Source organism: Paraburkholderia diazotrophica (assembly GCF_900108945.1).
Classification (GTDB): domain Bacteria; phylum Pseudomonadota; class Gammaproteobacteria; order Burkholderiales; family Burkholderiaceae; genus Paraburkholderia; species Paraburkholderia diazotrophica.
This window is the reverse complement of the sequence record NZ_FNYE01000035.1, coordinates 49033-62643: the sequence shown is the minus strand read 5'-3', so window position 1 is coordinate 62643 and position 13611 is coordinate 49033. Positions and strand designations below refer to the sequence as shown.

The 13611-nt window shown below is 61.9% G+C and carries 13 protein-coding genes; 6 read left to right on the top strand and 7 right to left on the bottom strand.

Going from position 1 to position 13611, the window contains the following annotated elements; all coding sequences use genetic code 11:
- Positions 1–140 precede the first annotated feature (140 nt).
- From BMW76_RS31130 to BMW76_RS31115, 4 genes are all read left to right on the top strand, one after another.
- Positions 141–569, top strand: coding sequence for a VOC family protein (locus tag BMW76_RS31130; RefSeq protein ID WP_090872221.1), 429 nt, complete (start codon positions 141–143; stop codon positions 567–569).
- Positions 570–785: 216 nt separating this feature from the next.
- On the top strand, positions 786–1982 hold the full coding sequence (locus BMW76_RS31125; protein WP_090872219.1) for a DUF3182 family protein: 1197 nt from the start codon (positions 786–788) through the stop codon (positions 1980–1982).
- On the top strand, positions 1979–2755 hold the full coding sequence (locus BMW76_RS31120; protein WP_090872217.1) for an alpha/beta hydrolase family protein: 777 nt from the start codon (positions 1979–1981) through the stop codon (positions 2753–2755). Before BMW76_RS31125 ends, BMW76_RS31120 begins: the two co-directional genes overlap by 4 nt.
- A 218-nt stretch (positions 2756–2973) precedes the next feature.
- Positions 2974–4149, top strand: a complete 1176-nt coding sequence (locus BMW76_RS31115; protein ID WP_090872215.1) for a DUF4382 domain-containing protein — start codon at positions 2974–2976, stop codon at positions 4147–4149.
- Positions 4150–4503: 354 nt separating this feature from the next.
- On the opposite strand, the gene BMW76_RS31110 is transcribed toward BMW76_RS31115, so the two are convergent.
- Genes BMW76_RS31110 through BMW76_RS31095 form a run of 4 tightly spaced genes read right to left on the bottom strand, consistent with a single transcriptional unit; the run spans position 4504 to position 8876 of the window.
- The gene (locus tag BMW76_RS31110) at positions 4504–6840 is read right to left on the bottom strand and encodes a putative bifunctional diguanylate cyclase/phosphodiesterase (protein WP_090872212.1); all 2337 of its coding nucleotides are present in this window, start codon (positions 6838–6840) and stop codon (positions 4504–4506) included.
- A gap of 7 nt (positions 6841–6847) precedes the next feature.
- Positions 6848–7504: a methylamine utilization protein gene (locus BMW76_RS31105; RefSeq protein ID WP_245763446.1), complete on the bottom strand. Its 657-nt coding sequence runs from the start codon at positions 7502–7504 to the stop codon at positions 6848–6850.
- A complete protein-coding gene (locus tag BMW76_RS31100) occupies positions 7501–7905 on the bottom strand; it encodes a group I truncated hemoglobin (protein ID WP_245763445.1) in 405 nt (134 codons plus the stop codon). Before BMW76_RS31100 ends, BMW76_RS31105 begins: the two co-directional genes overlap by 4 nt.
- 53 nt (positions 7906–7958) lie before the next feature.
- A complete protein-coding gene (locus BMW76_RS31095; protein ID WP_090872256.1) occupies positions 7959–8876 on the bottom strand; it encodes a DUF3034 family protein in 918 nt (305 codons plus the stop codon).
- Positions 8877–9421: 545 nt separating this feature from the next.
- Between BMW76_RS31095 and BMW76_RS31090 the strand changes: the two genes are divergently transcribed.
- The gene (locus tag BMW76_RS31090; RefSeq protein ID WP_090872208.1) at positions 9422–9961 is read left to right on the top strand and encodes a low affinity iron permease family protein; all 540 of its coding nucleotides are present in this window, start codon (positions 9422–9424) and stop codon (positions 9959–9961) included.
- Positions 9962–10017: 56 nt separating this feature from the next.
- Here BMW76_RS31090 and BMW76_RS31085 read toward each other — a convergent pair whose 3' ends face one another.
- A complete protein-coding gene (locus BMW76_RS31085; RefSeq protein ID WP_245763444.1) occupies positions 10018–10434 on the bottom strand; it encodes a response regulator in 417 nt (138 codons plus the stop codon).
- Between the two features lie 31 nt (positions 10435–10465).
- Here BMW76_RS31085 and BMW76_RS31080 point away from each other — a divergent pair, with 31 nt between their 5' ends.
- Positions 10466–11347, top strand: coding sequence for a response regulator (locus tag BMW76_RS31080; RefSeq protein ID WP_177200548.1), 882 nt, complete (start codon positions 10466–10468; stop codon positions 11345–11347).
- 73 nt (positions 11348–11420) lie between these two features.
- Here the strand turns inward: BMW76_RS31080 and BMW76_RS31075 are convergent, their stop codons facing one another.
- The gene (locus tag BMW76_RS31075) at positions 11421–11894 is read right to left on the bottom strand and encodes an NUDIX hydrolase (protein WP_090872204.1); all 474 of its coding nucleotides are present in this window, start codon (positions 11892–11894) and stop codon (positions 11421–11423) included.
- Positions 11895–12103: 209 nt separating this feature from the next.
- Complete coding sequence (locus BMW76_RS31070; RefSeq protein ID WP_177200547.1) at positions 12104–13516, bottom strand: GAF domain-containing sensor histidine kinase; 1413 nt, start codon at positions 13514–13516, stop codon at positions 12104–12106.
- Positions 13517–13611 lie beyond the last annotated feature (95 nt).

Genomic DNA, 13611 nt, shown 5'->3' with positions numbered 1-13611 from the left:
ATCGCGACCTGAAAAAAGCCTACACTCATCCATGCCCCGCGCTACATGAATACTGGCCGCCACATCCGTTCGACGGGCGCGCGCAGACATGTTCATGTCCATTCCTCATTGCGCCGCTCATTGGCGACAAAGGAGAAGCCATGGAAAAGATCACAAAAGCCACAGCCTTGTTCATCGCAGGCTTCGGCCCGATTGTGAGTGAAGCCCAGGCAAGCCGCGAGCTCTACAGTCGTGCCTTCGGTATCGCCTTCAAGGAAGAGAAAGGCGGCTACCTTCATACGGAGAGGCTGCAAGGTGCAAACACGTTCGCCTTGTGGCCGCTCTCTCAGGCTGCTCAGTCGTGCTTCGGCACGGATTCGTGGCCTCGTGACGTGCCCATTCCGCAAGCCTGGATTGAATTTGATGTCGACAACGTCGAAGCGGCTACGGCGGAACTCGAATCACGAGGGTATCGGATGCTGGTCAGGAGCCGGAATGAGCCGTGGGGCCAGACTGTCAGCCGCTTCATCGGGCCGGAAGGATTGCTGGTAGGCATCACCTTTACGCCATCGATGCGGCAAGAGAAATGAAACAGACCGCGATAAATCCGTCAACACCCCTGCGACGGCCGGCCGGGAGGCGCGAGCGGGCACAATTGTAGCGAGCGCGCCGGAACGACGATGCGCGTGCTCAAAAATCCAGTACTAACTCTGCGGATTTAGCGCCCGAATCCTTCCCCCTCCGGCAGACAAAGGCACAAGCCTTGCTCTCTGACAAACGTCGGCGTAGACCGATGATGCGCGCGCATGAAAACGAATACCGCGACTATTGCGCCCCGGCGCGGGGAGGACAACTTGAAGGTGCGTTTATCTCCGGCGAGACCGGCGCTGCCCGTTGTGCTCGTCTATCGTGGGCAACGCAAGACCGATCAGACTGGCCACGAGGTCGAGACGCTTTGGGCGCTCGCGAGGCAGATCGCCGAACTCAAAGGCACGACGCTTGCGGGCGAGTTCAATGCAAGCGATGCCTATCCCGCGCATCGTTACCTGGTCCCCGACGATACGCTGACGTTGACGCAAGCGCGCAAGCTCGGCGTTCGATCCGTGCGCGATCTGTTCGGCGGCGTCGTGCCGTTTCCGTTCGTCGCGACGAAGCTGATCGCACACGCACTGCCCGATGACGCGCAGGCTTCGCCACCGGGCTGGTCGCGCGTATTCGGCGAGCACACTGCTTCGCTGGTTCTGCCCGGCCATTCCGCATTTTCGCGGGACGATGCCTGCAACGCGGCACGCATGCTCTGGCCGCAGGGCCATGTGCGGATCAAGCGCCCTTACGGGATCGGCGGAGCGGGACAATCACTGGTCGCCGATATGAATGAACTGGAAGCAGAACTCGACGCGCTTGGCGATGCGACGCTGCGAGCCGAAGGCATCGTCGTCGAACGGCAGCTGGATAGCATCGAAACGCTGAGCGTCGGCCAGGTGACGCTCGACGATCTGGTAGCGAGCTACTACGGCGTGCAGCATCTGACTGTCAATAACCATGGCCACCACGTCTATGGCGGCACGGACCTGGTCGTCGTGCATGGCGGCTTCGACATGCTTGCGCAGCTCGACGTCACGAGCGATATCCATGAGGCAATCAGCAAGGCCCGTGCATTCGATGCCGCCGTTCAAAACGACTACGCCGGCTTCTTCGCATCGAGACGCAACTACGACGTCGCCTGGGGCATCGATGCACAAGGCGTGCGCCATTGCGGCGTGCTCGAGCAGTCGTGGCGGGTCGGCGGCGCGACGGGCGCCGAGCTTGGCGCGTTGCGCATGTTCAGGGCGGACCCTCGGGTCTATGCGGTGCGCGCCTCGACACGTGAGCTTTACGGCGACGACGTGCAGGTGCCCGATGGCGCCTGCATCGTCTATCGAGGCGTCGATGCGCGAGCGGGCGCCATCACGAAGTACTACACGGTGGATCGCCATACCTTGCAAGGGAGCAGCGGCATATGACAGCGGAACGTTATGGCGTGCAGATCAAGGTCGAGAACGGCTACCTCGACGGGACCCTGCTCGCACCGAAGACAACGGTGCCAGGCGTTCTTTTCGTGCACGGCTGGGGCGGCAATCAGGGGCAGTATCTCGAGCGCGCGCGGCAGACGGCGGCATTCGGCTGCGTCTGCCTGACCTTCGATCTGACGGGACATGGGCGCACGCTCGACGAACAGCAAAACGTGACGCGGGAAACCAATCTGCAGGACCTGCTTGCCGCCTACGATGCGCTCGTTGCACATCCGTCGATCGACCGCGATGCGGTTGCCGTCATCGGCAGCAGCTACGGCGGCTATCTCGCGGCGATCCTGACGGAGCTGCGTCCCGTGCGCTGGCTAGGTCTGCGCGTACCGGCGCTCTACCTGGACGAAGGATGGAACACGCCGAAGCGCGCTCTGCATGTCGAACACGATCTCGTCGCTTATCGCAAACGCATCGTGCCATCGTCGGACAATCGCGCGTTGCGCGCGGCGGCCCGTTTTGGCGGCGATGTGCTGCTCGTCGAATCAGAACACGACGAGATCGTGCCGCACACCGTGATCGCCAGCTATCTGCAGGCCTTTTTGCAGGCGCATTCGCTCACGTACCGGATCATCGAAGGCGCGGACCACGGGCTATCGGACGATCCCAGCCAGCGGGCGTATACCGCGCTCGTCGTGAACTGGCTGGTGGAGATGGTCGCGGGCCGGCGAGCAGGTGTCAGGGGAACTGCGCCGGATCAGACAGGGACATAGACGTTCGCCAAGTTCTGGCGAGCCGGACAGTCAAGGCGGTGTCGCGCGATCGCTGACGCACCGGAAATCCTGGCCGCGATGATGGCCGAGATGATGTGCGCGCATGCCGACGATATACCGGGCACGACATATCGGTTACAGATTATTGCAATTTGCCGAGCAAACTTACGGGAGCTTTCCGTATCCTTCCGCTCACAGAACAAATAACTGGGGTTCCCATGAAAACGACTAGAAAGTGGCTTTGTACGCTGGCACTTCCTATGGTGCTGGCAGCATGCGGCGGCGGCGGTGGTGATAACGCTGGCAGCGGAACCGGCACGCTGCATGTGGCAATGACCGATGCGCCGTCGTGCGGTTTTGACCATGTCTATGTGACCGTCGATAAGGTACGCGTCAATGCAAGCTCGACGGCCGGCGATTCGGACGGGGGCTGGACCGACATCGCGCTGCCGGCACCGCAAAAGATCGATCTGCTTTCGCTGACCAATGGCGTTCTGACCGACCTCGGTCGCGCACCGCTGGCTGCGGGTCAGTATCAGCAGATCCGACTCGTACTGGCGCAGAATCAGGGCAACTCGGTTGCGAATTCCGTCGTGGTCACGGGTACGAGTACCGAGCAGCCGTTAGTCACGCCGAGCGCAACGCAGAGCGGATACAAGATCATCCAGCCGTTTACGGTTCAGGCGAACACATTGGTGGATCTCGTGCTGGACTTCAACGCGTGCAAATCGATCGTCCAGCGCGGCAACGGCAGCTATAGTCTGAAGCCCGTGGTAACGGCTACACCGACCGTGGTCAGCGGCAGCATCGCTGGTTATGTCGCGCCAGGCGAGGCGGGAGCCACGGTCTACGCGGAACAGAACGGTCATGTGATTCGCGGCACGGTCGCTGACAGTAATGGCCAGTTTGTCCTCAGCCCATTGATCCAGAGTTCGACGAACGGCAACTACGATGTCGTGATCGTGGACAACCGGCAGCCGACGGGGCACGCGAACGGCGTCATCCACTCGGTACCGGTTACGGCAAGTGCGACTACGACGATCGCCACGACTGCCGCACCGATCACGCTTCCGGCGTCTACGGTGAACACGGTTGCAGGTACCGTGACGGCGTCTGCCCAGGCCCTCGTGCGCGCCTTGCAGAACGACGGTGCTGGCTCATATGAAGTCGCTTCCGTCAACGCGAATCTCGATACGGGTGCTTACACGCTTGCCGTCCCGGCAGCGGCGCCGATGACGGGAACTTACGCAGGCACATTGCCTGTTGCATTGGCTCCGGCAGGCAGTGCTGCTGGCGCTTATACCGTCGAAGCGGACAGCGCGAGCGGCACGACGCAATCGACCAATGTCAACGTGTCGGCTGGCAGCCAGTCGGGCATCAACTTCAACTTCTGATTTTGGGGAAGCGGGAGGGACGCAACGGTCCCTCCCGGCGCACATTCAATGAAAACGATCATGACGCTGTTGGCAGTCGCTGTAACTGTGCTCTCGGGGTGCGCGGTGTATGTACCCGATCAGCCTGGCGTAGTCGTCGCGCCGCAAGGCAAGCCGCAAGGAGGGCCGGGCAATGGATTCTGTCCGCCCGGACAGGCGAAGAAGGGAAACTGTTAATTGCTTCGCAACTCAAGCCCTCTGTCACGCCGCGCAGATAACCGTTCGTGGGCCGTGCCGTGCCGCGTTCGCTAATCGACTGACCGTAACCGTGGGCGTCGTTATCGCGTAACGGGCATGCCCACGTTTCAGACGACATCAGGCCTCGTCCGCCGTCTGGCGGATTTCCCACTCGATGAGCCATGCTTCGAGCCGTGACGGCGGCAACGGACGGCTCAGATGGAAGCCCTGCACAAGATCGCAGCCCAAGTCGCGGAGCCGCCCGAGCACATCTTCGGTTTCGACGCCTTCGGCCACCACTTTGAGGCCCATGTTGTGCGCGAGATCGATGGTCGAGCGCACGATGGTCTCATCGTCCTTGTGATGCGTCATGGCCATCACGAATGACTTGTCGATCTTCAGTTCGTCGACGGGCATCCGTTTCAGATACGAGAGCGACGAATAGCCCGTGCCGAAGTCGTCGACGGCAAGGCGAATGCCGAGTGCGTGCAGGCGGTCGAGCGTCTCGATAGCGTGATTGGGATCGTCCATGATCGCGCTCTCCGTGATCTCGATCCACACGAGCTCGGGCGGCACGCCATGCTTGCTCAGCAGCGCGCTGAACGTCTCAGGCAGCGTCGACTGGATCAGTTCGCGCGCCGACACGTTAACCGACACGGCCAGCTCGATCCCCGCCGCGCGCCACGTCGCGCACTGGCCGATCGCCTTGTCCGCGACCCAATGCGAGATCGCCTTGATATAGCCCGTCTGTTCGGCAAACGGAATGAACTGGTCGGGTGACACGAAGCCGCGCGTCGGATGCTCCCAGCGCACGAGCGCTTCGACATACTTGACGGTGCCCGACGCCAGATCGAGCTTCGGCTGGTAGTACAACATCAGCTGATCCTGCTCGACCGCCTGGCGCAGTTCGCTCATCAGCGACAGACGTTCGGCGCTGTTGTGATCGTGCTTCTCGTCGTAGACCGCGAAGCCGGTATTGGTGCGCTTCGCGACATACATCGCGATATCGGCGCGGCGCATCAGCACGTTCATGTCGGCGCCGTGCTGCGGCCAGGTGACGATGCCGATGCTCGCGCCCACATCGACGAGCTGTCCTTCGATCGTGATCGGCACTTCAAGCGTCTTGATCAGATGCGCGGCCACGCGCTGCGCACCATCATTGTCGTCGGCGGGCAGGAGAACGCCGAACTCGTCGCCGCCTAGACGCGCGACGAGATCCTTGCTGTGCAGCGCATTGCGCAAACGCGTTGCCACTTCGCACAGAAGCTGATCGCCGATGGGATGCCCGAGCGTATCGTTGACATACTTGAAGCGGTCGAGGTCCATCATCATCACGCTGAACGTGAGCGGCGCGTCGCCATCGTCCGCCTGTGCCCGTGCGTGTTCGATCCCGGCTTGCAGACGGTCGTTGAACATCGCGCGATTGGCGAGGCCCGTCAGACGGTCCATATACGCGAGCTCGGTAATGTGCCTCTCGCGTTCCGAAATCGCCTGCTGCATGTGGTTGAACGCCTTGGCGAGCTTGCCGAGCTCGTCCTGATGCGAGACCTCGATCGGCTGATCGTAGTTGCCGCTCTCGACACGCCGCGAAAAATGCATCAGCGCCTGCACGGGCCGCGTCACGCTGCGCGCGGTGAGCATGCTGCCGACAATCGATAGCAGCACACCGACCGCCGTGATGAATGCGAGAACCGACTGCAGCCGATGAAACGGCGCCGTGATCTCGTGCAGTGAGCGCTGCAGCATCACCGCAATGGTTTCGCCGCCCGATTGCAGCAGCACGACGCGCGTTGCGTAGTTCTCGTCGGCGATATCGGCGATGCTCGCGTGCGCGTGGCGCGCATCGGGCATCGAACTCGCGAGCACGCTCCAGCGCCCATCGGAAAGGCGATCGAGGAACGATACATCGAGCGACGTGAGGGTTGCGATGTCGCGCGCCGTCTTGTCGTCGATCACGAAGCCCATGGCGACCCACGCGATCGTTACGGGCGCCTTGACGGGCACGGCGACGACCTGGTACAGCTTGCCGTCTATCGGCACGATCGACGACGCATCGCCGCGCCGCACGGCTGTGCGGATCAGGCTCGCGAGCGGGAACGGCGCAGCGCCTTGCGACGGGCCGCGGCTGTCTGCCGTCACCTTGCCGTCCGGAGTCGCGAGCATCACGATGTCCGCATCGATGCGGCTGCCGTGATTCCTCAACGCCGAGACGACGGTGTTCTCGTCGTGCGTCGCAACGGCTTCGCGAAAGCCGAAGTCCGCTGCGACGACCGTCGCGGCCTGCGTGAGCTTTTCGCCGTTCGCGCGCAGCACCTGGCGAAACACGTTTTCGGCGACGGCCAGTTGTCGCTCGGAGTTGCTGCGCGCGTTCGAGCGGATCACCGTGCTGATGACGGCATAGCCGGCAAGCTGCACGGCGAGCATCAGCAGCACGACGACGATCGCGATACGGGCGCGCAGGCTATGGAATCGCATCGCTTGCTTACTCCGGCGTTTGAGCCGACAGGTTCAGCCTGAACGACGCTTTCGTGTCGGCGCTCACCGCCGTGGTTTGCGCCGGCAGCGCATGCGTATCCACGAGGCGGTAGTGCCACGCGGTGAGCCTGTAGCTGTCGGCGGGTAGGTTATCGATCGTCGCGTGGCCGCTCGCGTCCGTTTTCGCGAACCAGGGCGTGTCGACGACGAGCAGGTACGCGACCATCGAATCGTGAATGTTGCAGCCCATCACGACGACACCAGGCTTGTCGAAGACGACCGGGTTCGCGGGCACGCCGTGGTACAGATGCAACTCGAACTTCTTCGCAGGAGAAAACGAGTACACGTCGTGTTCGAAGTTGTCCTTGTTCGGAAACGTGATCGCGGTTCCCGTCTGCACCACTGACACCATCGGTACGAACTTGCGCTTGATCTGATCGATGATCGCGGCGGCCGGTTTTGCCGCAGGCAGCTTGCCGCTGACGGGTGTCGCGTAGACAACGGCATCGCGCACGGGCGCTCCCGTCTGATCGATCACCGAAATCTGCAGGCTCGCGGCGCTCGCGCTCGCGAAGTGGCAGCCGAGCGCGAGGACGGCCGTCGCGAGCAGCGCGCGTTTGCGGTGTTTGCCGTTGCAGATGAAAGGACGTGCTGTCGTGTTCATTCCCGGTCCTGGATGTCTCGATACATCGGCGCGAGTTTCGCAAGCAATTTGTTTTGCGCGTGAAACGGCACGCCGTTTTTGTCCATGGCCGTTTGCAGATCCTCGACGGCCGCGTTGAACGCGGCGCGGTCGATGTTCTGACCTTCGTGCGTGCGCTTCATCGTGCGGCCCGTGTAGGTGCACGGGCCGCCCAGCAGCACGCACAACTGCTCGCCGAGCTTCTGCTTGATGCGCCTGATAGGCGCGCCGTCGAAATAGGGTGCTGTGCGCGGGTCCTTGAGCACCAGATCGTAGAAGTCGTCGATGATCTTCGCGAGGCCGGCCTGTCCGCCGAAGGTCCGATAGAGCGAATCGTCGTCGGCATGCGCGGGGGCAGCGAAGAGCAGCACGGCAAGCGGCATGGCGGCACATGTAACGCACGCGAGGCGTCGAATGCATGAAAGTGCGCGTTTCATCAGAACCCCACTTGCAGCGACGCGTATGCGCCGCGCTGATTGCGTATCGTCGCGATATCGCCCAGCGACACATACGCGAGCGTCAGGGAAACATGCTTCGTCGGCGCCCACGCGACGAACGCGTCGTACGCGTCCTGCTCGCGCGCGAAGCCGAGGTTATCCGGCTTGCTGCGGTACTCGGCGCCCACGGCAACGTTGCGTGACAGCAGATACGCAACGGATGCCTCGAATTCCGGGTGATACGCGTTCGACTTGTCGCCCCCGAAGCCGAGCAGGCCGAACTGGTTCGCCTTGGTGAATCGCAATGTGCCGTTGAGCAACAGGCTTTGCGCGAGCAGCAGCTTGCTTGCGGACAGGTAGAAGTCGGTGCCCGAAGTGCTCGTCGCGCCGACCGCCTTCACGACGTCGCCCTGTTCGTTGTGCTTGAACTGAATGCCGGCGGCGATTTGCGGCACCCACGTATCCTGATCGAGGACGGCATCGCCGAACAGACGCACCTTCAGCCCGATCGTGTCCATATCGAACCTGAAGCCCGAGCCGAGACCCAGCTGCGCGCCGGCGTCGCGGGTGTCGAACACCTGGCGCGCAATCGAGATCTCGACGCGGTTCGCGACGCCCACGAGCGCGCCGTAGGTCGTCAGCGCAAAGTCCTGGGTGTGCACGTAGGTGGCGTGCGCATTCGCGCCCAGTTGCGATGCGGTGCCGTAGCCACCGATCACGGCCCACGGCGTAAGGCCGCCTCCCGCCGCGCCTTCGATTTCGGATACGCCGCCCGTAAGCAGCAGCTTGCCGCCCGTCAATGGAACGGCGGGCGCGTCGTTGGCGGCCGGCTCGCCTGCACGAACGATGGAAGCGTGGATTGCAAGCGCCGCGAGCAACGCGTTGGCGACAGCGCGTGCGGGAGTTCTGCAACGCATATCGTTTGACAAAAAGAGATTGCGTCGCGCGGCGGGCAACACGTGGCCGGCCGCGCAGCATGATGTTTCGCGATATTGGATACATGTTCTTCTCGTCGCGCGGCGGGTCGTCGGATCTCGTCGATCAACGGAGCGTCGGCTGACCTCTCGCTTATCGGCATCAGGCGTCAGCAACTTTAGCGGTAAAAACGCTCAGTGCCGAATCTGCCGGATCTGCTTAAAGGCGGCAGCGGCCCGGTTTAAAACGTCCTTCTGTTTTCGCTCGTTGATTTAGGCCGTTTTATTCCAATTGACCTCGGACCGCGCACAAATTGCGGCGCGCAAATGTTTGCGGAAGCAAGTGCCATAGTTGCATTCATTGTGTCGATGTTTTCGTACGCGGGCTCGGACAGGTCCTCGCCACCGCTGGCGACTGACGGCCATTCAATGCAAATCATCGGCATAGGGCTTGCTGAGCGCTCGAAAAGCCCCAACGCGTCGTTTGCCGACGCTGATTACCGCGAGCCTTGCGCGGCGAAACAAGGCAACGTCGCTATGGAGGTCTCATGCGTTCCACACATTCAACCGACCGTCGTCCTGTCGACCGTCTTGAGACCGTGCCGGACACGTCAAGTCCGGCCTACGCCACCGGGAACCCTGTTACACGCGCATTCGACAGGTTCGCCGCGGCCGTCACGCGATGGGCGGGCTCGCCCGTAGTGTTCGGCCTTGCCGTGATAACCATCGTGGCATGGCTTGTATCGGGACCGTTTTTTCACTACTCGGATGCCTGGCAACTGGTCATCAACACCGGGACGACCGTCGTCACTTTCCTGATGGTCTTCCTGATCCAGCAGAGCCAGAACAAGGATAGCGTTGCCGTTCATCTGAAGCTCAACGAACTCCTGGCATCGCAGAAAACCGCGAGCGACGCTCTGATCGGCATTGAGGATGCGTCGGAAGACGACTTGAGGCGCGTCGCCGATGCGTATCTGCAGCTCGCCGAACATGCGGGCAGACGTGCACGCGACAAAGGCACCGTCGACAGGTCAGTGGCGCAGGCCAAAGCGAACGCCAACGGCTCCAGCGGTTCAGGCCATTCATGAGGACAACGGGCATCACATGCGCCGGAAAATGATATCGGGCGCCTGGGACACTGCGTTTAACCAGCACCTGTCGCCGGCGGCTCGCCGCTGATCTGTGTACATCGACTGGGCAGCGCCACGGGTCGATGCAGAAGGTTCGTTATAGCCTCAAGCAGGCGCTCGATGGGTATCGGCTTGCGGAGGAACACGTTCCATAGCGGCTCCTCGGGAAGGGGAAGCAACGCAGCCGACCACATCACGACGGGAATGTTATTGGTCGTCGGGTCGGCCTTGATGCGCGTGCATAGTGCGACGCCATCGACGCGGGGCATCATCCAATCCGTTATAACCAGATCCGGAAGGTTTTTCACGGCGATGGCGGTTGCTATCTCCCCGTCGGGCGCAGTGAGAACCCGATAGCCTTCTCCCTCAAGCACCGTCTGGAGCGCGTGGAGGAGTTTGGTATCGTCGTCGACCAACAGGATGGTGAACACGGCACTGTGCCCTGGCTGCCTTCGCCCTCTCATGGAGCATCTGCTATTCCCATTTCCTGAGAGCGGCAGCGCACAACCCAGGGACTGCGGAGCACGAATATTTTCTGCCGACAGCGTAAAACGTACAAAGCCGCGCCACGCCGGCCGTTCAGGGCACCATGCCGAGTTTACGCGAGGGCAACGCGACACGGCCAGGAACAAAACATGCGCGAAACCGTTCACCCGGGTTGAAGCCATCTGCATGACTCGCATCCTACTGGTCGACGACGATGTTAACGTGCGGGACGCTCTCGGCACTGCGCTTGAAGTGGCAGGGCACGATGTAATCGTCGCGCGTGACGGGATGGACGCCTTGCGTCTTTTGCCCGACGTCCGTCCGCATGCCATCGTTTCCGACGTGACGATGCCATCGATGAATGGCGTCGAGATGGTTCGCAGAATCAGGACCATGCCGCGATTTGCGCAGATACCAATCGTTCTGATGTCGGCGCTCGTGAACGTTCCCAGTATCGCTGTGTCGGCTATGCTGCGAAAACCTGTGACGCCGTCGGAACTGCTGCCGTTGCTCGATGAGCTTACCGCCGACGCCTGCGCAAGCGACACGATGGCATGGGAAACAGCTGCTGTGTCGGCGAACGAGGGCGCCCGTCGACAGCCAGTCGATGTGCCGTTGACGATTGCACGAGAAGAAGCAGATACCCGGGCGACGCGGGAACTCCTGCGCCACATCTACCGGGGCATGCAGTTGCTCGAGGCTCAGGAGGAACGGTTGCACAGGCTTCACAGCCTCAGCGTCAATTCGGAAGTCGCGGAGCAGCTATGCGACTGCCTGCGTGTCAGCGTTGCGACGCTCATCCGGTTGGAGCACATGTCATCCGGCAATGCCGCAGCAGTCTTTCGCGGGAAACCGTGAGCGCTGGCCGCGCCGCCGCTGAGCAATGACGTTTGGCATGATGGCTTTCACGAGGCCCGCCGTGCGATGCTCGTCAGACCGTCGGCGCACTGACGTCGTGCGAGGCATCGTGTGCCTCCAGCGGCTCCTCGGTCAGCGGGTCGTTTTCGTATTCTTCGGCGATCCACTGTAAGCGATGCAGAGAGCTCCGCGAACGCAGCAGATATTGAACGATAGCTTTTGTTGGAATGCTCGCGGGCAGTCGGCTCACGTCGCGCAGCTTGACCCATCTGCATCGGGCGATTTCGTTGTCGGGCCTTGCCTCGGCACCGGGCGACAGTTGCGCAGCAAAAACAAAGTGCCGCGTGTGTGCTCCCCAGAACTGAAAAAGATAATCGACGCGATACGCCGTCAGTTGCGTCTCCTCGCAAAGCTCGCGTGCCGCCGCGCGCGACAGCACCTCGTCGCGTTTCCTGCGACCGCCAGGTATGGCCCACCGGCCGCCCCGTTTAGCGACCAGTAATAGACAGTCCTGTCTGATGCACAAAACGGTGGCGCGATGCTTCATGGCAATTTCTCCGGCTTATACGGAATGCAGCAGTCCGCATGCCGCGAGCGAATCGATGGTCCACTCGATTGCCAAGGCCGTTCAGTGCAAGAGTATTCGGCGTGTATCTCTTCGCGTGTGATGGATGCGAGTGCAGACTCGCATTGCGCGACGACAGCCGACGCTTCCGATCAGGCATGCCGGAGCGGCGACGGGCATGTTTCGTCAGGTCATTCGCACTGTCCCGCCCGCGCGGGCGGCGAGATAACCTGAAGCCGTTCGAGAACTGGAAGCATGGCCGTTACCGATGTGCCTGTCCGTCCGTCGCCGCTTGCAATGGTGACCGTCCCGCCGTGGCATTCGACCAGATATCTGACAAGCGCGAGTCCTATTCCGAGCCCCGAATCCACTGACGGAGGCCGCGAGTCGAGCTGGGTGAACATGTCGAACACGTAGGGCAGCTTGTCGGCAGGAATACCGTATCCGTTGTCCGTCACGGTAAAGCGGACTGAACCTGTGGGTGTCATGCCGTCGCTCTCCGATGCGTGTTCGACGACAGCGGCGAGTTCAATATGGCTGCCGTCAGGCGAGTACTTGGCGGAATTGGTGAGCAGGTTCACGAGCACCTGGGTCAGACGGGCCGCGTCTGCGTGCAGGATTACAGGCTCGGACGGAGAATGAACCGTCAGCTGATGCTTGCGCGCCTCGATTGCAGGCTGCACCGCGTGCACGGCATCCCACACGATGTCAGCAAGCTGGCATGTGCCCATTTTTACTTCGACCTTGCCGTGGCGGATGCGAGACGCGTCGAGCAAGTCATCGATCAGCCGTTGCAGTCGTCCCATCTGCCTTTGCGCGATATCGAGAGCGCGCGTCGCCGCCGAGCTGGTGGTCTCGAGGCGTCCAAGAACATCAAGAGAAGAAACGACGGGCGCAATGGGGCTTCTGAGCTCGTGGCTGAGGATTGCGATGAACTTGTAGGTGCGCTCTTCGGCAAGACGTAGTGCTTGCTGGGCCTCTTCTGCTTCCGTTGCCCGTTTTTCTGCCAGCGCCTGCATTCGGGCCACCTGCATTGCGGCACCCGTGAAGTCCGCAAGACTCGTCAGCAAACGCAGGTCTTCGGCATCGAAGCGGGCGTTCTCATCGTGGGACATCACCCAGATCGCGCCCCAGGGGCCTTCACCGACGGGAATGGGAACAAGCAGCGCTTCGACGACGGGCGGCGACACGGCTTCTATCGACGAGAAGTAACGCTGTGGCGTCCTGAACAGCTCGGGCTTGCCCATGGCCAGCGTGACACCGCAGACACTGTCGTCGAAAGGGCGATAGGTGTTGAGAAGCGGCGCGCAATGGCCAGCGAGGGCCGCCCATCGAAAACTCGCCGGCCTGCCGGGCGGCGACTCCAGCACGCTGATGCCGGCGCTGCCGGCCCGGCACAAACGAGCAGCCTCCGATGCCAGCGTGTCGAGCATGGCCGCGTCGGATGTGGCCAGCGCGCGGGCAAGGCGTCTCAGGACTTTGGCCTCAGCCCCATGGTTCGGACGGCGGCTTGCTCGCGATGAGAGCTCGCTGGTAATCAGCGATTCGCGGTGCGCCGCGCGGATGCCTGCATCAGTCAAGGCCATGCCCGCTTCGAAGTTCATATCTGTACGCTCGGCGCAAACGTCTCGAGGTGTTGGCATCGAAATGTATACCGGAGGAGGATGCGAAACCGACAGCAAGGGCTGTTCCCGCTCAC